This is a genomic window from Levilactobacillus parabrevis ATCC 53295 (assembly GCF_001434055.1).
Classification (GTDB): domain Bacteria; phylum Bacillota; class Bacilli; order Lactobacillales; family Lactobacillaceae; genus Levilactobacillus; species Levilactobacillus parabrevis.
On the sequence record NZ_AZCZ01000032.1, the window covers coordinates 1 to 19,816 of the forward strand.

Below are 19,816 nucleotides of genomic sequence, written 5' to 3' on the forward strand. Positions count from 1 at the left end.
GAGGATAGGACGTTGCCACGCGATTATTCCGGCATAGCTCAGTTGGTAGAGCACCTGACTGTTAATCAGGTTGTCGACGGTTCGAGCCCGCCTGCCGGAGTCGGGTTAACCTGGTTAACCAGTTGATATGCCGGCTTAGCTCAGCTGGTAGAGCATCGGTATCGTAAACCGAGGGTCGGGGATTCGAATTCCTCAGCCGGCATCAGATAAGTGATTAGTCTACGGACTGATCGCTTTTTTTGTGTTTGCGGTTAAACCTGACCGGCCGGGGTTGAACCGAGATGGGAGGCCATAAGGTATCGCTGGCTTGATAGTGATGCCCGCCATTAAGGGTGAATACTCATAGAATTATGATGGAAGCGCTTACCCAGAAAACGGAAATTGGTATATGCAATCTAATTAAATTGGTATATATCACTGATGTGTTGACACACGGGCATTTGTAGCGATAAAAATATAAATGATTTTTCTGATTATCTATTGTGGTATACCTCTATCAGTGCTATTCTATAAGTATCAATTAAGCACAGGAGATGCCATCATGAAAAACGTATTGTTAGTATGTGGTCAAGGAATTTCAAGTCAATTATTCTTAGGGGAAGCTAAGCGGACTGCTGAGACCCAACGTGTACCTTTACACTTCAGTGCAACGAGTTTAATGGAAGTAACGCCTGAATTATTAGCTGAACAAGACTTAGTTCTCTTGGCCCCACAAGTGGCTTATCAAGCCAAGATGCGGGCTAAGATCGGTGATCAAGTTCAAACGGCACCAATTCCCAACGACATTTACGGTTGGTTGAACAGCCAAGCGTTGGTTAAGTACGCTTGTCATCAATTAAACTTTGCCCCCGCAGCTGTGACTGTCGCTTACTAACATGACACCCACGATTGAACAGCTGGCGATGCAGGTGTTGGTCACCGCAGGAACTGCTAAGGAGAGCCTGTATCGTGCCATTGCAACCGCTCGTGAACAGCATCAGTCGTTAGAGTTATCGGTTTGTCACGATCAACTCCTAGCGGCCCATAAGGTCCAAACGCAGATGATGGCAAAAATAGCTGCTGAGGACCTTCCCGTTACAATCCTCATCAACCATGCGATGGATACTTTAATGGCCGTACAGGGGAACTATGAGCTCCTTGAAGCTCTCGGTCCTGACTGGCACTAATTTCAAACTGTACTCAAGTCCGGGACGTGTCGCCTCGGGCTTTTTGATTTGCACTGCTTTATCGAGAGCGAGCACGTGAACGGCACTTTTAGATATCCTGTAAGTCGGATAATCAGCGCAATTTTATTCATTAAAGGAATAATATTCGCCGATCGATGGAAATGAATAAAAAATAAGAGGATTGCATGAGATAGCTAATAATTTCATCATTGTTTTTTGCGCGTGAGGGCGGGGATGGAGACGCTTTTATAACGAAAACCGTTGCGTAACGGGCCTTCATGAAGTATAATTACAACTATGTTTTATTAGAGGTCTATGAGACCCTGCCACAATCGCATTTAGCGAATCAGATTGTGAAATAAAGAAATATTCATTTTAACAAAGGCAATGGAGGTATTATCGTTTTGAATAACAAACCAGAGTCGACCACCCAAGACCGAACTTTCTTCGGTCAACCGCGGGGGTTATCAACGCTGTTCTTCACAGAAATGTGGGAACGGTTCAGTTACTACGGGATGCGTGCCATCCTTATCTACTACATGTACTACTCAATTTCCAAGGGTGGTCTGGGGTTCGATCAAGCAACTGCTGCCTCAGTGATGTCCATCTATGGATCGATGGTTTACCTGTCATCCGTCCTCGGGGGTTACCTGAGTGACCGGGTATGGGGGAGTCGTCGGACCGTCTTCATCGGTGGGATTCTCATCATGTTTGGTCATATCGCTCTGTCTGTGCCAGCTGGTCGGATTGCGCTGTTTATCTCCATTCTGTTGATTGTCTTGGGGACTGGGCTCTTGAAGCCAAACGTTTCCGAAATGGTTGGTGGCCTGTATGACGCCGGGGATACCCGTCGTGATTCCGGGTTTACCATCTTCGTCTTCGGGATCAACTTAGGTTCCCTGGTTGCGCCACTGCTTGTTGGTTGGTTAGGGATGTCCTACAACTTCCATTTAGGGTTCTCATTGGCCGCTATCGGGATGTTCCTGGGATTAGTCCAATACTGGTACGGTGGGAAGAAGTACTTGAGTAAGGATAGTCTTTACCCAACCGACCCATTGGAACCAGGCGACATGAAGAAATTAGGTGTCCGCACGGCCATTGGTGTCGTTGCCTTTGCTTTAATTGTTCTGTTAATGTTCCTCTTAGGCTCATTGAACTTAAACAACTTCATTCTCTTACTTTCTATCGTGGCCATCGCCACGCCAGTCGTTTACTTCACGATCTTCTTAACGAGCAAGAAGGTTACGACGACTGAACGTAAGCACGTTTGGGCATACTTAGGTCTCTTCATCGCTGCCGCAATCTTCTGGGCAATTGAAGAACAAGGGTCTTCTGTTCTGGCCTTGTTCGCCGCTAACCAGACGAACAACCATTTCTTGGGCCTGCACATCTTGCCTTCTTGGTACCAGATGTTAAACCCACTGTTCATCTTGATCTACACGCCATTCTTCGCTGCAATGTGGAACCGTTGGGGTAAGAAGCAACCAAGTTCACCAGCTAAGTTCGCAACTGGGATGCTGTTTGCTGGGGCATCATACCTGATCATGGTGATTCCCGTTGTTCTGTTCGGTACGGATGCCAAAGTCAGTCCACTCTGGTTAGTTGGTAGCTGGGCAGTTGTTGAAATTGCCGAATTACTGATCTCCCCAATTGGGTTGTCCGTGACGACTAAGCTGGCACCAAAGGCCTTCCAATCTCAAATGATGAGTATGTGGTTCTTGGCCGATGCCGCTGGGCAAGCCGTCAACGCGCAGATCGTTAAGCTTTACACGCCAGAAAACCAAGCAGCCTACTTCATGGGTGTGGCCATTGTGGCTATCGCCGCTGGGTTGATCATGTTTGCACTGGTTAAACCAATTAAGAATTTAATGGCCGGTATTAAATAGTCAATATCCACCGGTAAAAGTGCTACTCTGTTATGGAGTGGCACTTTTTGTTTGGCTTACTGAACCGAACAATGCACCAGCAGGCTTGCGGCATCATATTGAGAGTGACGCCACGAGAGTTGAGATAGTCGTAATGGCATGACTGTCCTCCCTGAGATTAACGGCGTCTGGTTCCTAGCATGAATCGCCTTACAATAGAAGTAATGAGAGAGGAGCAATATTTTTGGTCAAAGTAGCGTTAATCAGTGATCTTCATTTCGATGTCAACCGGCAGTCTGTGGATGCACTCTTGCCGCGGCAGGCCGGATATCTCATGCAACAGGGTGTGGGCCTGTATTTAGTTGCCGGAGACATTACCAATCATTTCACGCAATCCTTAGACTACGTGACGCGATTACAGCGGTTAATTGCGCCCGCCCAGGTTCGCTTTATTGCTGGAAATCACGACATGTTACATGATGTGACGTATGCGGCCCTTGAGAGCCCCTTAGCGCCGACTTACATCCATCAGGGACAATTAGACGTGAGTGGGACTAACTGGCGAATAATCGGCAATAATGGCTGGTACGACTACCAGTTTGCAGACAACCTGGTCAATCGTGACTTTTTAACCTGGAAACGGGCTTTTTGGGTCGATGGCACCATTGAACAGCCACAGTCTGATCCGGAACGGATGGATCACGTGTTAGAAACGGTGACAGGCCAGCTAGAACAAGCTCAGGCTGAGCATAAACGTGTCTTGTTCATGACGCATTTCGTCCCCCACCGGGCGTACATTCGCTATACGGACGACGATCGTTTCTGGAATATGGCGAATGCCATGTTGGGGAGTCCGCGGATGGGGGAATTGCTAGACCGATACCACGTTGACGTGGTGCAGTTCGGCCACGTTCATCGCCACTTTGCGCCACGGCAATTCGGGCAAACAACCTACTATGATCAGGCTGTGGGGTATCACAACAAGCGGATCAACGAGTGGTCACAGACCGATTATTTCACGGAATGGCGCGACCGGCTGCGGTTCCTCGAATTAAAATAAAAATATTTTCTAGAAAAGGCTTGACGATTTATGCAGAATTCTGTATGATAATAAACGTTGATTCGTTACGGCGATTCACGTTTTGGTGGGGTAGCGAAGTCTGGCTAAACGCGGCGGACTGTAAATCCGCTCCTTCGGGTTCGGTGGTTCGAATCCACTCCCCACCATTTTTATTATTGGGCTATAGCCAAGTGGTAAGGCAACAGGTTTTGATCCTGTCATGCGCTGGTTCGAACCCAGCTAGCCCAACTTAGACCAGTCACTGTGTGTGGCTGGTTTTTTTGTGTCCAATTTTGACTGACAGCTTCTATCAACAATGTTTTTCAGTCGGCGGCCTTCGCTGAAATGGGACCGATCCGACAGCGGAAAGTCAGAAGGGGACATCGTTTAACAATCAGCTGTGTGCAGAACAGCTAATGCCAGTCTCACAACAGGTAACGGCCGTAAAACGGACCGATGAGGGTGTGCTGCAGGGCTGGCAACTTTGAGCTGAAGAATCCTCAGGACTAAGAAATACTCAAACGAGAATTGAATAGATGTACGGAACAGGACTGAAAAATTCATAAGCCCTGTTTTTTTGCATAAGTGAGTTGTGCGTGACGAAATAAATCGGGGCAAATTTTGAGGGAACGGGTTCATAAGGATGGATAGAAATCGATATTTTTGCTTAAAATTTGTCGTCAGGTTCCTGATAATGTGTTAAAAATAAAAAAACTTTTTTCACCACACGATGCGGATAGTGTGGTGTAACAATTGCCTGATTCAGTGAGCTTTCCATCATTTACTAACATTTAGTACACAGAAAACGGTTTTAATATTGAACAAGTTATCACATCGAGCCTACGATAGCCATAATGGTTTATCCCCTTCGCAGTTAACAATCGCTGGCATTTATTTTTGACCGTGGTACGATGAATATTGTGTTTTTTTATTGAACGATTTTAAATAGACGACAAAAAGTAAGGAGCGGTGGCTGATAATGCGTAACGAAGAGACCCATCAACCGTTAAAAATGCAAAAAGTGAAGCGTTATTGGCTATATGCTGGTATTGCGCTGGTGGGACTAGGCACCGGCATGGCATTGACCACGTCACCAGTTAAAGCGGACGTACAGGAAGAAGCTTCTCAGGCAATTGATGGCAAGGATATAAGTGACGATGCAAGGGATGTCCAGTTGGACAAGAATAATCTGACCAACGGGAATCCTACGTCAGGAAACGACAACAACGATCCGGATAACGCGTTAGACGCTGACATGGATGGATTAGATGATGGAACGGAAGATGATTCCGAGAAAACAGACGATGAAAAAGTTGAAGAGGCGCCAGCTGATGGCGATGTTCCAGTAACGCCTCCGACAGATCCAGAAGATACGCCAGTTGGGGCGGCTGATGGCGATACTGCGGATAAAGAAGAGAAGTCCGACTTCACTTTTAGTCAAGATGCCAGTGGCAACTATACAGTCACGGGTTATACCGGTGCCGCACGGCAACAGGCCAATGGGGATGCCCCCGTTGGTGGATACGCGACGGCGATTACTATTCCGGATACGTATCTGGGAAAATCCGTCATTGCAGTCGGTGCCAATGCGTTTAACAATGACGGCACCAGCAATGATCACTTGTCGATTGTCGACAAGTTGACGGCGGTCACGCTTGGTCGTAACTTACAGTGGATCGAAGCGGGGGCCTTTGCGAATAACGCCCTTACTTCGCTTAGTTTTGCGCCGGCTAATAATCTGTGGTCAGTCGGGGAGAATGCCTTTGCAAACAACCGACTAACCGATGTTGACCTAAATCAGGTCGCTCAGATCAATACGGATGCGTTCAAGGGCAATCGGCTGACTTCTTTGGTGATTCCAGAGAAAGCGACGAACATTGCCGCAGGGGCTTTTGCGAACAATTCGCTGACGCAGCTTACTTTAGGGAGCAATCTGGTAACGGTGGGTACTGGGGCGTTTGCCGATAATCAGATTGCAGGAACGCTGGTGTTGCCAGCGAATCTAACCCAATTAGGCGATTATGCCTTTAAAAATAACGATATCCAGTCAATTGTTTTTAATGCTGCTATGAAGCGATTGACGACAGGGGTCTTTGCGGATAATCACTTGACTGGAACCTTAAGCCTACCGATGGGACTACTCAGCGTGGGAGAATCGGCTTTCCAGAATAACCAGTTAACGGGGATAGAGCTCGGGGATTCGCTCGAAACGATTGGCGACTATGTCTTCGCGGGCAACCGGATTGGCCATATTCGTGCGGCTGGCTCAGTGAAAACGTCTATTGGGGACGAGGCCTTTAGTGACCAGTCAGCTTCGGTGGCCGCTAGTGTGGAGACGACCACCACGGCGGCCTTAGGTGTTAGGGTGGCAATCAAAGCACAATTGGGATTGACCAACCTGGACCTTGCCGGGCTACAATTTATTTATGGTGGGAATGGCTTGGACTATAACGAGTATGAGGACACCTTGACGCTACCCCAGGACTACGATGACGCAACAATTGCGTTAGAGTTGAAGACGGTCAGCACGGATACGGGAACCTATGGCACGGACGGGCTGGTCTTGAAGCTGGTGCCAATCATCGTTAAGGCAGATCTGCACATTCCAAGCACCAAGGATGGGCAGGATTGGCTTGATAACTGGGTGGCCGATGTCACGGGGCAAATAGGTGCCACGGTGACCATCGCAGTGCCCCAGCTTAAGGGCTACGATGCCCAACCGATTACGGTCAAGGCAACCGTCAATGCTGATGGTACAATCACCACGCAAGACCACGTGACTTATACACGACTCGCTGCGCCGACAACGGGCGGCAGTCACTTTGGCGGTGGCGAAAGCTTGGATATTAGTGGTGAGAGTGATGTGAACATGCCAACGACAGGAAATATGCCCCAGCTTGGCGATCAGCAGAGTGGTCCAAAGGGAGCGGCAACTTTACCTGTTACGGAAACTACGACAACCAGTCATTTGCAATCACCCCAACAGACCACTCAAGTCCTGCCGTTAGCCGTGCGGTCGGATCGACCGGGCATGGCAACACCAGCGTCAGCTAATACGGTGTGGGGGATGCCAACTTCAGCTAACGGAGAGTCTTTCGCCCAGTCAGCGACTGGTCCAGATGGGATACCGACCACAGCGATGGCGGGGAAAGCCCGGTTACCCGAAAGCGGTGGGCAGCGGGCTTCATCCGTGAACTCACATTCAACCCAGGTAAGGCCTGTCACGGCGTCAACCTTGCCTCAGACGGACGACCAGCGATCAGTCTGGCAGTGGTTGGGAATCGTGCTACTGGCGGGATTAGGTTGGTTAGGTTTAGGTCGCCGTAAACATCAAAATTAACGCGTGCAATGAAATCGAGCGAAAGCGGGTAAGCTTAGTCTTACCTGCTTTTTTGTTGCCTGGTTTTCATTTCGGCGGATGAAATGGCCCCTTACTTACTACTAATGTAAAAATTGCCGATATAGTCGCATCAACTTGCGAAATTTCGGCAAGATTCGTTTTAATGATGAATTGGGTAAGGGTGGAAAGTATTTGTTGGAAATGTACCTCGCACGATGCCCGGTACAGCAGTCATAATTGACAAGTCAGTCGAACTTCGCTAAAGTCAAACTAATAATTGCTCCAGACCATTTGGAATTTGAACTGAGAAAGTGGGGTCTTGTGATGCCAACAACTGTGCAACCAGAAGACCTGTTTGCCTTGCGTCCATTGGCACAACCAGTGAGTGATGGGAAACGGGTGTACTACTTAGAAAGTTACCTAGACCAGCAGGCGAATGCCGGGTTAGCGACCATTTATAGCGTTAGTCTTAAAGATGGCGATGATCAGCGGCAGTGGAGTCCGGATGGTGTGGCGGTCAGTCAGCTGGCACTGAGCCCCGACCGACGTTACCTGGCCTTTAGTGGACGGGTGAACGACCATTCGCAGATGTTTCTGGTTGCGGTCGATGGTGGCACCCCCGAACAGATTACGCACGGCGATACCGATGTCACGAACCCGGTGTGGTCCGCACAGGGAGAGACGTTGTATTTTCAGACAACGGTTGGAGCGCCTAAGCCCAGTGAATTGCCCCAAGTCAAAGTGGTCACGCGGTTGATGTATAAGGCCAACGGTGCGGGTGTCTTACCGGAGAACCTGACGACACAGTGCATTCGCTACGAGTGTGCCACCGGTGATCAATCCGTCGTGTTAACACAGTCGATTGACTTCACTGTGACGGCGGCGAATGCTAATGGACTGGTGTATTCACGTGAGCGTTTGCCCGAAGATGAGCACGATTTCAGTACCGGAGTCTACTGGCACGCCTTTGGTGGCGGGACCGATCGCCTATTGAATCAGGATCAGGCGCAGGGCGATTTCGGCAAAGGGGTTCTGAGTCCCGATGGCCGGCACGTTGCGCTGTGGGGACAGGATAATCACATCATGAATGTATCCCAGTCCCACGCTTGGGTGGTTGATTTGATGACGACACACTTGACCGACGTGACTGCTCCTCGTGATGTTGAGGTCGGTGACATGTTGGCGGTCGACAGCCAGCAGGGACAGTCCGGACACTGGCTGGCTTGGCGAGATGACGACACGCTGCTGACGGTGGAAAATGAACACGGTCGGCTGAGTGTGATCAGCCAATCACTGACCACCTGGGAAGTGACGCCGCTGTTGGATGGCAACCGAGCCATTACGGATTTCTCGGTCGTCAATGACCACACGTTAGTCTTCACCGAAACGACCATGACCAGTGTCAGCCGCCTGAAAAAGTTGGACCTAACGACGGGACTGGAGGTCGAGTTGGTCAATCCCAATGCCACCTACGAGGCGACCCATACGCTGGTTGATGGGCAACGTTTTACTTTTAAGGGTGCACAGGACTGGCCAATCGAGGGCTGGTACTTCCCACCGGTTACGCCGGCAGCACACCATCCCGCGGTCCTCTACGTCCATGGCGGACCACAGGTTGACTTTGGATACGGCTTCTATCATGAGTTACAGTACTTAGCGGGTGAAGGTTATGGCGTGATCGCCATCAATCCTCGCGGGGGCAATAGCTACGGTCAGGACTTTGAGACGGCTGTGATTGCGCATTACGGTGAGGGTGATTTCGAGGACTTAATGTTGGGAACGGATGCCGCCTTGGCTTTGGATCCAACCATCGATCCTAAACAACTCTGCGTGACCGGTGGCTCGTACGGTGGTTTCATGACCAACTGGATTGAAACGCATACGGATCGGTTTGCGGCTGCTGTAACACAACGCTCAATTTCCAACTGGATCAGTTTCTACGGCACGAGTGATATTGGGTACTTCTTTACACCTTGGGAGCTTCAACAGGATATGACGGCAATCGACGAACTGTGGAAGTTCTCGCCGCTGGCCTACGTGAAGCAGGCAACGACGCCTATTCTGGTGCTTCACGGAGAAGCAGACCTCCGCTGCCCAACCACACAGGGAGAAGAATTCTATGTGGGGCTCAAGGAAGCCGGAGTCGAGACCCAACTGGTCCTGTTCCCCGAGTCAAATCACGAGCTCTCCCGTTCCGGGTTACCCAACTTACGAATCGAACGGTTAAAACGCATTAATCAGTGGTTCAAAGACCATTTACAATAGGAGGAAGTCTAGATGAATATTGGATTTATTGGGGTCGGCGGTATGGCCCAAGCCATCATTGGTGGGTTGCTTAACGCTAAGACGTTTGCACCGGCAGAAATTGTGGTTCACAGTCACCGTGAGGAAAGCTATTTGCCGTATGCCCAGGCGCACGACCTAGTTGCGGCTAAGAGCAATCAGGCAGTCGCTGCGGCTAGTGACTTAATCGTGCTAGCAGTGACGCCGAACGTGGCCCCGGCAGTCTTAGCAGAAATCAAGGATGAACTGACCGCCGATAAAACGTTGATCTCGATTGTAGCCGGACTATCATTGGCCGACATAGCAGCGATTACCGGTGCGGGGCTTCCCACGCTGCGGACGTTGCCCAACGTGAACGTTGAGGTCGGTGCGGGGATGACGGCGGTTGCCGCCAACGCTGTACTGACCGGTGACCGTTTGAAGGCGGCACTGCGGGTGTTTAACACGATTGGGTCGACGACCACGTTAGCCGAGGACCAATTCGGCGTCTTCAGTGCGCTGGCGGGGAGTTCGCCGGCCTACATTGACTTCTTCATCGATAGCTTGAGCAGAGCCGGCGTGAAGCACGGTCTGACCAAGGCCCAAGCCACAGCAATTGCGGCTCAGGCCACGTTGGGTTCAGCTAAGATGGTCCTGAAGAGCGACAAGATTCCGTTTGAACTGATCGACCAGGTCTCCTCACCAGGTGGGAGTACGGTTGCTGGGTTGCTGGCGATGGAAGAAGCCGGCCTGATGACGGCGGTGGTCAAGGGCATCGATGCGACGATCAAACGCGATGCCGGGGAAACGGACTAGTTTCTGACGCTACTGTTAATGGGAACACTGGCCAAGTTTTAGAGCCCGTGAAAACAAGCGGCACGAGTGCGGCCTAACTATGAAAAAATTTGTGAAAATTATCTACGCGTGTGAGTTGCATTTTTGGTCTATACCGATTACAATGAAAAGTAGGCATTGGTTGGTTCTAGCAGGGTAGCTATAATTATTTTGGCGAGAAGTGACTTGTCAGTTTTAATGAATGAGATGCAGGTATGACTGAGCAACGTTTCGGCTTTAGTGTGGAGGGTGTCTCCATATGAGCCGTGAGGGTGGCGTCAATCAACCCAGCTGTGGGAATTATCTTAGCGGTTTACCGCTTAGATAATTGGTGTCTTTGAAACTCGGTCTATGAGGTTCAAAGACAAGCCGGAAGGCCGCACTAAGGCTTCCGGCGCCCGCCCTCAGCGTCCCGGTTGATTGACGCCACCCGGCAAGGCGCTGGTTATATCCAGCTGGGGTACACTAATGCCAGACTAGTTGTTGTCATGTGATGAGGAGGAGACTCATGAGTATTGTCTTAAAGCACGCTAAGATTTATACCGGGGACGACGTGATCCCCGATGGTTACATCCGTTTTGACCAACAGATCGAAGCGGTCGGGCCGGTTGCTGATTTTCAGACACTGCCCGCCGATGAGATTCACGTGGTTACGGGCCGGACGATTGTGCCCGGTTTTATCGATGTTCATAGCCACGGTGGTTATGGATATGATAGTATGGATGGGGACCCTGAACAGATCGATAAGATGGTCAATCTGATGGTCCATGAAGGGATTACGTCGATTTTCCCCACCACGATGACGCAGTCAAATGAAGCCATCGATCATGCCATGCAGGGGATTGCGGAAGCAGCCCAGCACAATCCGGTGATTCAAGGGGTCCACTTGGAAGGCCCATTTATTGCGGCCATCTTCAAGGGTGCACAACCGGAGAAGTACATTAAGGATCCCGACGTTTCCCTGTTGGATCATTGGAACAAGCTGTCCGGTGGTCGGGTCAAGTTAATTACCTATGCACCAGAGGATCCAGGTTCGAAGGCATTTGAAGCTTACTGCTTGGCTAATAAAATTGTGCCATCCGTGGGCCATTCTAACGCTACGCGAGAACAACTCCTCGAGAGCCGGGCAACCCACGTGACCCACTTGTACAACGCACAGCGAGGCTTGCGTCACAGAGAGCCTGGTGTGACCGGTCATGCCATGCTGGAAGACAATTTGTATTGCGAATTGATCTGCGATGGCTTCCACATTGTGCCGGATATGATAAAATTGGCTTATGAACAAAAGGGGCCACACCGGTTGGAACTGGTGACCGACTCCATGCGTGCCAAGGGGATGCCAGAAGGTGTCAGTGAACTTGGCGGGCAAAAGGTGATTGTGAAAGACCGTCAAGCGCGGTTGGAAAGCGGCAATTTAGCCGGTTCCGTCTTGCGGTATGACGAAGCCTTCAGAAACATCATGGACTTTACCGGTTGTGATATGAATGACGCCGTGCAAATGAGTTCGGTCAACCAAGCTGAAGAATTCAACTTGACGCAAAAGGGCAAGTTAGTTCCCGGTCGCGATGCTGACCTGAACCTCTTCACCCGTGATTTACAGCTGGAAACGACCTACAGTCTAGGGCGGAAGTTCAGTCAAGAATCCAAGTAAAAATTTAGTTGTATTTTCAGAAGGGACGTAGGTGCTGTGAGCTCACCGATTTATATTCAAATTCATAATGACATTAAACGCGCTATTGAGGCAGGAAAGTGGGCGGTTGGCGACCGAATTCCGTCCGAACGAGAACTGTCTCGAGATTTTGATGTGAGTCGGATGACGCTCCGTCAGGCGATTCAGACCCTGGTTGATGAGGGGATTCTGGAGCGTCAGGTGGGGTCCGGAACCTACGTGGCCAATCAGAAGGTTCAAGAAAAGATGTCCGGGGTCACGAGTTTTACCGATCTGATGTTGGCCCAAGGTAAACAACCTGCCAGCAAGACCATTTCGTATCACGTGATGAGTCCATCACTCAGCGAGGCGGAGAAGCTGAAGCTGCATGAGGACGAGCAGGTACTACGGATGGAACGGATTCGGTTTGGAGACGATGTCCCGATTTGTTTTGAAGTGGCCACGGTACCAGAACACTTGGTGGACGGCCTCAGCAAGCAAGAGGTGACCAGCTCCCTGTACCGGGCGTTGGAAGACAAGAAGAATCTAAACCCGGGGAAGGCCCAACAGACGGTCTCCGCCATGTCCGCTTCCGAACGGATCGCCGAGTTCTTGAAGATCAAGCGTGGTGATGCCATTTTGCGGTTGCGACAGGTGACCTATCTGCAAGATGGGACGCCATTTGAATACGTGCGGACGCAGTATGTCGGCGAACGGTTCGAGTTTTATCTTGAAAAATAAATTAGAGGGAGCTGGACGGTGTGTTCGGCTCCTTTTTTGAAAAGGAAATGGTGTGAAATGAAGAAGGAGCAACGGTTTGAAATCACCCCTACCAAGGCTGACGGTGGCGTGTCGTTTGACGTCGTGACGGATAAGCAAACGGGGGTCCAATACGTGTTGGCCTCTAACTATATTGGCAGTAGCTTAACTGTGTTGGTCGATAAGGAGGGTAAGCCACTGTTGAAACGGGAGAGCCTGACGTAATCAAAAAAGGCACCATCCATAGTGGGACGATGCCTTCGTATGAAAGTGAAACTGAGTATTGATGAGAACCGTAGTCTACGAACGCTGACGTTTGGCCTGTTGCCGAACCAGGTGTAGGTAGTGGGGAATCACGGCGATACGCTTCAAGCGTTTGGGTTCCTTAACCGTGCGGTAGAACCATTCCAAGTGATGGTCTTGCCAGAATTTTGGTGCCCGATCGACAGCGCCAGCAAGCACGTCGAAGCTCCCGCCAACGCCCATCCACAGGCCTTTGGTCGTGTGACGATGGGTAGCCACGAATTCTTCTTGTTTCGGGAAGCCAAGAGCGGCGAAGACCATATCAGGCTGTGTCCGTTGAATATCGGCAATGATGGCCGTATCGTCCTTGAAGTAGCCATCGTGAATTCCGGCGATGATCAGCCCAGGATAGTCGCGCGGTAGCTTTTGTTTTAAAGCGGCGATGACTTCGGGCTTGGCTCCGACAAAGTAGGCCGAGCGGTGATTGTCGCTGGCCCACTGAAGCAACCTGATCAGGGTGTCGAAGCCGGTGATTCGTTCGGGCAAAGGTTGCTTCAGAATCTTAGCACCATCGAGAATCCCGATGCCGTCCGGTGTAATAAAGTCGGCGGACTGAACGAGTTGCTTGTAGGCGGGATTGTGGTGGGCGTACATCACGATTTCTGGATTAGCGGTCACCACGAAGGTATTTTGTTGCGCGATGATGCGCTGTTGAATAGTTTGTTGGAAGTTAGCAGCGGTGGTCTTGACGAAGGGTAAGTCGAGCACCGTTACGGTAGAAAATGAAGGTTGCATGGGGTCTCCTTTCGAGATGGTCATGCCAACGAATAAAGCCGGCGCGACCGTACTAAATAGTATGACGCTCTGTGTGATTCATGCTAAAATAAGTCTATTAGATTAAAATATGAAACAGTCCAGCTTGAAAACTAGCTAAGGGAGTAGCTCATTATGACGAATTTGTATCCTGACGACAGTTTGACTCTGCACACGGATGCCTACCAGATCAATATGATTCAGACGTATTATCAACAAGGGATTGCCGACAGACACGCTGTTTTTGAAGTGTTTTTCCGTGACATGCCGTTTCATAACGGTTATGCCGTGTTTGCTGGTTTGGAGCACATCGTTAATTATATCCAAAATCTGCACTTTTCCCAAGCGGACATTGAATATTTACGAGAAGCTGAAGAATATCCAGAAGATTTTCTGGACTATCTTGCTAATTTTAAATTCCGAGGCTCAATCCGTTCCGCCGTTGAAGGCGAACTGGTCTACGCTCACGAACCAATCTTACAGGTGGAAGGGCCCCTGGCTGACTGCCAGTTAGTGGAAACGGCCATTCTTAATATTGTGAATTACCAAACATTGATTGCCACGAAGGCCGCCCGGATTCGTTCCGTGGCTGGTGACGACGCGTTGATGGAATTCGGAACGCGGCGGGCGCAGGAATTTGACGCCGCTATCTGGGGGACGCGAGCTGCCTATATTGGTGGTTTTGACGCGACCTCTAACGTGCGGGCCGGCAAGATTTTTGGAATTCCAATCAGTGGGACCCACGCTCATGCGCTCGTGCAGACTTACGGCAACGATTACGATGCCTTTATGGCTTACGCCCAGACCCATCACGACTGTGTCTTCTTGGTTGACACCTATGATACGTTGCGCAGTGGGGTGCCGAATGCGATTAAAGTTGCCAAGGAACTTGGCGACAAGATTAATTTCCAAGGTGTGCGGATCGACTCCGGAGATATGGCTTACCTGTCCAAGCGGGTGCGTCAAAAATTAGACGAGGCCGGTTTCCCCAACGCTAAAATATTTGCGTCCAATGACCTCGATGAAAAAACGATTCAAAGTCTCAAGATGCAGGATGCTAAGATTGATGTCTGGGGGATTGGAACGAAGCTGATCACCGCCTTTGACCAACCAGCACTGGGAGCCGTCTACAAGATGGTGGCCATTGCTGATGATGCCGGTAAGATGAAAGGCACGATTAAGCTGTCCAACAACGCCGAAAAGGTGACAACGCCAGGTAAGAAGCAGGTTTGGCGAATCACCAAGCGTGCCGATGGGAAGACTGAAGGGGACTACGTAACCTTGGCGGATGAAGATCCGCGTAGCGAGGAAACGATTTTCATGTTCCATCCTAGCTTTACCTATATCAATAAGACGGTTAATGACTTTAATGCACGGCCAATTCTTCAGTCGATCTTTGAAGATGGCAAGCTGACCTACAAGTTGCCAGCGTTGTCAGCAATCCGTGATCGTTGTCGGGGGGCCTTGGCCAATCTTTGGCCAGAGTACAAACGAGACTTGAATCCACAGAAGTATCCCGTTGACCTTTCCCAAGATTGCTGGGATCACAAGATGGCCATTATCAAGAAAATTCACACCTACGTGCAAAAGATGCCTGAATAATCACGTATTACGGGTCGCGGTACCCAGCATTTAAGGACGCAATTATTGCGGCTGGGCATCGTGGCCTGATTTAATTAGGGGGCAAGCAACATGCGAGCAATGCAAAAAGAGATTATTGAAGCGTTGAAGGTTCAACCCACCATTGATCCGGCCAAGGAGATTCGGCGTAGTGTCGACTTCCTAAAGGCGTATCTGAAACGCTATGACTTTTTAAAGACGTTAGTTCTCGGAATTTCCGGCGGGCAAGATTCAACGTTGGCGGGAATTCTGTGTGAACAAGCCGTGACGGAATTGCGTCAGGAAACCAATGACAGCAGTTATAAGTTTATTGCGGTACGGTTACCTTATGGCGAACAGGCCGATGAGGACGATGCCATGATGGCCATCGATGTCATGGGTGCTGACGAGACGCAGCGGGTCAATATCAAGGACGCAGCGGACGCCATGGAGGCCGCAGTGACGGCGAACCACAATACCGTGAGTGACTTCAATAAGGGAAATATCAAGGCACGGCAACGGATGATCGCGCAGTATGCCATCGCCGGGGCCCACGCCGGGGCTGTGGTCGGAACCGACCACGCAGCCGAAGCCATTACCGGGTTCTACACGAAATTTGGTGACGGTGCGGCGGATATTTGTCCCCTTTGGCGGTTGGATAAGCGTCAGGGAGCGTCTATGTTGGCTTACCTGGGGGCACCCGAAAACCTCTACAAGAAGGTGCCAACGGCTGACTTGGAAGATGATCGACCAGCATTGCCCGATGAGGTGGCATTGGGTGTCCGGTATGCGGATATCGACGACTACCTTGAAGGCCGCGATGTGAGTGACCAGGCGGCTGAAAAGATTGAAGGTTGGTACCGGAAGACCGCGCACAAGCGGCACTTACCGGTGAACATTTACGATACTTTTTGGAAAGACTAGGTGATTAGTGATGCGCAAGAGTAATATGAGTGGATACATCAACGTTTTAAGTAAGGTGCTTCAAGGAACCGAAGATGAAGCTGGCGAAATGAATAGCGACTTTGAAAAGGTTCGGGCAGCTATCGACAACGATACGGTCAGTGACCTTTCCCAAGTGGACTTGCAAAAGATTGTCGACAACTTCCAACGGGGAACCGATGGCTACGAGGACAAGCTGAACAAGCTCGAACAGGCCAGCGCACCGGTACGGATTCTGGGTAAGCACAAGTCATTGGTGGCAGCGTTCCGCGTTTACACGGACGCTTGCCAAGCAATGACCGATAGCATCAACGTGGAAGCCCAAACGGTAGATGTTGACGCCTTCAATCAATCTGAAAAGACACAAGAAAATGCCATGGAAAAGGTTACCGCTGCCACGCAACGGATTATGACCAGTTCCATGTAAGACGAAGGATGTCACTCATTTCGAGCGGCATCCTTTTTGTTCGCATGGGGGATAAGACCGTTGTGGTGGTGGGATTCTAGTAAGCGAGGGCCGGCAAATTTTGACCGTAAGTCAGCCGGTGTTCCTGCTAACCATGGTATAATGCAGGTATGATTACAATGACGGAGGGTTTGCATGGCAAGAGAGAATGAAGAACAGCTCAGCGCCTTGGCACGGCCAGTTCACCAGCAACTAAGCCAGTACCGAGTGCAGCAGATTCAGGCGGTCCTGACCCTCATGGATGAGGGAAATACGGTACCGTTCATCGCACGTTATCGAAAGGAACGGACCGGCTCGTTGGACGAAGTCGCCATTCGAGAGATTGAAGACGAAGCGAACCGTTTATCTAAATTAAATAAGCGGCGGCAAGATGTGTTGAAGACAATTGCTGACCAGCAGGCTTTGACGCCACAGCTCAAGCAGAATTTAGAGCACGCGACGACCTTGCAGCAGGTCGAGGATTTGTACTTACCCTATAAGAAAAAACGGCAGACTAAGGCAACGATTGCGGCGCAGCATGGGCTAAAGCCGTTGGCAGAGTGGCTGTTGACCTTTCCACAGGAGAACTTGGATGCGCGGGCCCGGCAGTACGTGAAGCCGGAGCAAGATTTACCGGATCTCGCGGCTGTCTGGGACGGGGTTCACGAGATCTTAGCGGAGACATTTAGTGAACAGGCGGCTTTTCGAGAATGGATTCGGCATTACACGTGGCAACATGGTGAATTGACCAGCAAACTACGGCGCGGTGCAAAGGATCGTGATGAGCAGCAGGTTTACGCGACCTATTACGAGTTTAACCAGCGCCTGAATCAGTTGCCACCGTACCGGGTTTTGGCGATTAACCGTGGTGAACGGGAAAAGATTCTGTCCGTGGGAATCGATATTGATGCCACGTCAATTCTACAGTATGGACATTTTCGTTTAGTCGGCCAGCACAAGGGTCCGGCGGTGGCCAAGATTGAAGCGGCCTTTGCGGATGCCTACAAGCGATTCTTAGGGCCAGCGATTGAGCGGGAATTGCGGCGGCAGTTGACCGATCGAGCTGATGAGCACGCCATTCAGGTCTTTGGCAATAACTTGTATCACTTGTTGATGCAAGCGCCACTGAAGGGGAAGGTCGTGATGGGCTTTGACCCGGCATACCGGACGGGCTGCAAGTTGGCCATCATGGACGCCAACGGCCGGTTCCTGACTAAGCAGGTGATTTACCCGCATAAGCCTGCCAGTGGTAAGCAACGCGCGGCAGCGGGACCAGCCTTTAAGCAATTATTAGAGCAGTATCACGTCGAAATGATTGCCATTGGTAATGGAACGGCGAGTCGGGAATCCGAAGAGTTCGTCAGCGATATTTTAAAGACGTTGGATCATCCAGTCTATTATGTGTTGGTCAACGAGGCGGGGGCGTCGGTCTACTCGGCGAGTGCGAATGCCCGGGCTGAGTTCTCAGATCTCCACGTTGAGGAACGGTCGGCTGTCAGCATTGGCCGGCGGTTGCAGGACCCCTTAGCCGAGTTGGTCAAAATTGATCCGAAGGCAGTTGGCGTAGGACAATATCAACACGATGTGCCCGAGAAAGCTTTAGATGAACAGTTGGATCGCATCGTGGAAACGGCGGTCAACCAGGTAGGGGTCAACGTGAATACGGCGAGTCCGGAATTACTTACCCATATCTCTGGGTTGACGGCGACGACGGCACAAAACATTGTGACGTATCGTAACGATAACGGGGCCTTTGCCAGCCGTAAAGAACTGCAGAAAGTTCCCCGCCTTGGGCCCAAGGCTTATCAACAATCGGTTGGGTTCCTTCGCATCATTGGCGGTCAGGACCCCCTGGACAATACGGATATTCATCCTGAAAGTTATTCGGCGACGCGCCAGTTATTACAGGGGTTGACCGCTGAGAGAGCAGCGATTGGTACACCCAAACTGCAGCAGGAGTTAGCTCAGTTGAACCAGGATAAGTGGGCAGCGGAGTTGGGTGTGGGTCGTGAAACCTTAGCCGATATCATCGCCGGGCTGAGTAAGCCAGGACGAGATCTGCGGGATACGATGCCGGCGCCCCTGTTGCGACAAGATGTGTTAACGATGGCTGATTTAAAGCCTGGGATGGAACTACAAGGGACCGTCCGCAACGTGGTCGACTTTGGTGCGTTCGTTGATATCGGTGTGAAACAAGACGGTCTGGTTCACATTTCCCAGTTAGCGGATCACTACGTCAGTGACCCGAGTGTGGAAGTGACGATTGGGGATGTCGTGACGGTTTGGGTGTTGACCGTTGATGAGAATCGACAACGAATTCAGCTGACGATGCGGACTGATGGTCATGACTAATCAGGAACTGCAGCAGTTGGTGGAACGAATTTCACTAGAGAGCTTTGGCAAGCCATTTCGACACCGCGCCTGGTTCAATGCCCGACTGCGAACAACAGGAGGGCGTTACCAGCTCAAGGATCACAGTATTGAGATCAATCCCAAAATGCTAACGGACTACGGCGAAGCGACGTTAGTGGGAATCATTAAGCATGAGCTTTGCCATTACCACCTACACTTGGCGGGGCAATCCGGGCAACATCGGACGCGCGCATTTCGAGAATTACTCCAACAGGTAGGGGGCTTACGATTTGCGCCAGCGCCGAAGCAAGCGCAACCGAAGCCGCGTCGTTGGCAACTATACGTGTGTCAGCACTGTGGGCAGAAGTATTACCGCGCGCGACGCATTGATGTTTCGAAGATGGTGTGTGGACGATGCCACGGTCGGCTAGTTTGGCAGAAGACGGTCGTGGCGGTGCAACGTCCGCGTTAAAATTAGGAGGTCAGTG

At 50.6% G+C, this 19,816-nt stretch carries 16 protein-coding genes and 4 tRNA genes; 19 read left to right on the forward strand and 1 reads right to left on the reverse strand.

Annotation, left to right across the window (positions count from 1 at the left end):
• Positions 1 to 27: 27 nt before the first annotated feature.
• The 14 genes from FD07_RS08875 to FD07_RS08940 all read left to right on the forward strand — a co-directional run bounded on the left by FD07_RS08875 (position 28) and on the right by FD07_RS08940 (position 13,159).
• Positions 28 to 100 (forward strand) — tRNA-Asn (locus FD07_RS08875).
• 29 nt (positions 101 to 129) lie between these two features.
• Positions 130 to 202: transfer RNA gene (locus FD07_RS08880), tRNA-Thr, on the forward strand.
• Positions 203 to 541: 339 nt separating this feature from the next.
• On the forward strand, positions 542 to 874 hold the full coding sequence (locus FD07_RS08885) for a PTS sugar transporter subunit IIB (RefSeq protein WP_020089956.1): 333 nt from the start codon (positions 542 to 544) through the stop codon (positions 872 to 874).
• A gap of 1 nt (position 875) precedes the next feature.
• Complete coding sequence (locus FD07_RS08890) at positions 876 to 1,166, forward strand: PTS lactose/cellobiose transporter subunit IIA (protein WP_033388929.1); 291 nt, start codon at positions 876 to 878, stop codon at positions 1,164 to 1,166.
• 404 nt (positions 1,167 to 1,570) lie between these two features.
• Complete coding sequence (locus FD07_RS08895; protein WP_020089954.1) at positions 1,571 to 3,052, forward strand: peptide MFS transporter; 1,482 nt, start codon at positions 1,571 to 1,573, stop codon at positions 3,050 to 3,052.
• 223 nt (positions 3,053 to 3,275) lie between these two features.
• Positions 3,276 to 4,091, forward strand: coding sequence for a metallophosphoesterase (locus tag FD07_RS08900; protein ID WP_020089953.1), 816 nt, complete (start codon positions 3,276 to 3,278; stop codon positions 4,089 to 4,091).
• An 84-nt stretch (positions 4,092 to 4,175) separates the two neighbouring features.
• Positions 4,176 to 4,258, forward strand: a tRNA-Tyr gene (locus FD07_RS08905).
• 10 nt (positions 4,259 to 4,268) lie between these two features.
• Positions 4,269 to 4,340, forward strand: a tRNA-Gln gene (locus FD07_RS08910).
• 730 nt (positions 4,341 to 5,070) lie between these two features.
• A complete protein-coding gene (locus FD07_RS08915; protein WP_020089952.1) occupies positions 5,071 to 7,431 on the forward strand; it encodes a leucine-rich repeat protein in 2,361 nt (786 codons plus the stop codon).
• 324 nt (positions 7,432 to 7,755) lie between these two features.
• Complete coding sequence (locus FD07_RS08920; protein WP_020089951.1) at positions 7,756 to 9,696, forward strand: S9 family peptidase; 1,941 nt, start codon at positions 7,756 to 7,758, stop codon at positions 9,694 to 9,696.
• Between the two features lie 12 nt (positions 9,697 to 9,708).
• Positions 9,709 to 10,509 (forward strand): pyrroline-5-carboxylate reductase, encoded by an 801-nt coding sequence (gene proC, locus FD07_RS08925; RefSeq protein WP_020089950.1) that lies wholly within the window; start codon positions 9,709 to 9,711, stop codon positions 10,507 to 10,509.
• A 526-nt stretch (positions 10,510 to 11,035) separates the two neighbouring features.
• Positions 11,036 to 12,178, forward strand: a complete 1,143-nt coding sequence (gene nagA, locus FD07_RS08930) for an N-acetylglucosamine-6-phosphate deacetylase (protein WP_020089949.1) — start codon at positions 11,036 to 11,038, stop codon at positions 12,176 to 12,178.
• Positions 12,179 to 12,214: 36 nt separating this feature from the next.
• The gene (locus tag FD07_RS08935) at positions 12,215 to 12,916 is read left to right on the forward strand and encodes a GntR family transcriptional regulator (protein ID WP_020089948.1); all 702 of its coding nucleotides are present in this window, start codon (positions 12,215 to 12,217) and stop codon (positions 12,914 to 12,916) included.
• 57 nt (positions 12,917 to 12,973) lie between these two features.
• The gene (locus tag FD07_RS08940) at positions 12,974 to 13,159 is read left to right on the forward strand and encodes a DUF6440 family protein (RefSeq protein ID WP_020089947.1); all 186 of its coding nucleotides are present in this window, start codon (positions 12,974 to 12,976) and stop codon (positions 13,157 to 13,159) included.
• 75 nt (positions 13,160 to 13,234) lie between these two features.
• Here FD07_RS08940 and FD07_RS08945 read toward each other — a convergent pair whose 3' ends face one another.
• Positions 13,235 to 13,972 (reverse strand): WecB/TagA/CpsF family glycosyltransferase, encoded by a 738-nt coding sequence (locus tag FD07_RS08945; protein WP_020089946.1) that lies wholly within the window; start codon positions 13,970 to 13,972, stop codon positions 13,235 to 13,237.
• Between the two features lie 153 nt (positions 13,973 to 14,125).
• On the opposite strand from FD07_RS08945, the gene FD07_RS08950 reads away from it, so the two are divergent.
• The 5 genes from FD07_RS08950 (at position 14,126) to FD07_RS08970 (ending at position 19,800) form a co-directional block, all read left to right on the forward strand.
• On the forward strand, positions 14,126 to 15,592 hold the full coding sequence (locus tag FD07_RS08950) for a nicotinate phosphoribosyltransferase (RefSeq protein WP_020089945.1): 1,467 nt from the start codon (positions 14,126 to 14,128) through the stop codon (positions 15,590 to 15,592).
• Positions 15,593 to 15,682: 90 nt separating this feature from the next.
• The gene (gene nadE, locus FD07_RS08955) at positions 15,683 to 16,513 is read left to right on the forward strand and encodes an ammonia-dependent NAD(+) synthetase (protein WP_020089944.1); all 831 of its coding nucleotides are present in this window, start codon (positions 15,683 to 15,685) and stop codon (positions 16,511 to 16,513) included.
• Positions 16,514 to 16,523: 10 nt separating this feature from the next.
• On the forward strand, positions 16,524 to 16,958 hold the full coding sequence (locus FD07_RS08960) for a hypothetical protein (protein WP_020089943.1): 435 nt from the start codon (positions 16,524 to 16,526) through the stop codon (positions 16,956 to 16,958).
• 174 nt (positions 16,959 to 17,132) lie between these two features.
• Positions 17,133 to 19,328, forward strand: a complete 2,196-nt coding sequence (locus FD07_RS08965) for a Tex family protein (protein ID WP_020089942.1) — start codon at positions 17,133 to 17,135, stop codon at positions 19,326 to 19,328.
• Positions 19,321 to 19,800, forward strand: a complete 480-nt coding sequence (locus FD07_RS08970; RefSeq protein ID WP_027826011.1) for a SprT family protein — start codon at positions 19,321 to 19,323, stop codon at positions 19,798 to 19,800. Before FD07_RS08965 ends, FD07_RS08970 begins: the two co-directional genes overlap by 8 nt.
• Positions 19,801 to 19,816 lie beyond the last annotated feature (16 nt).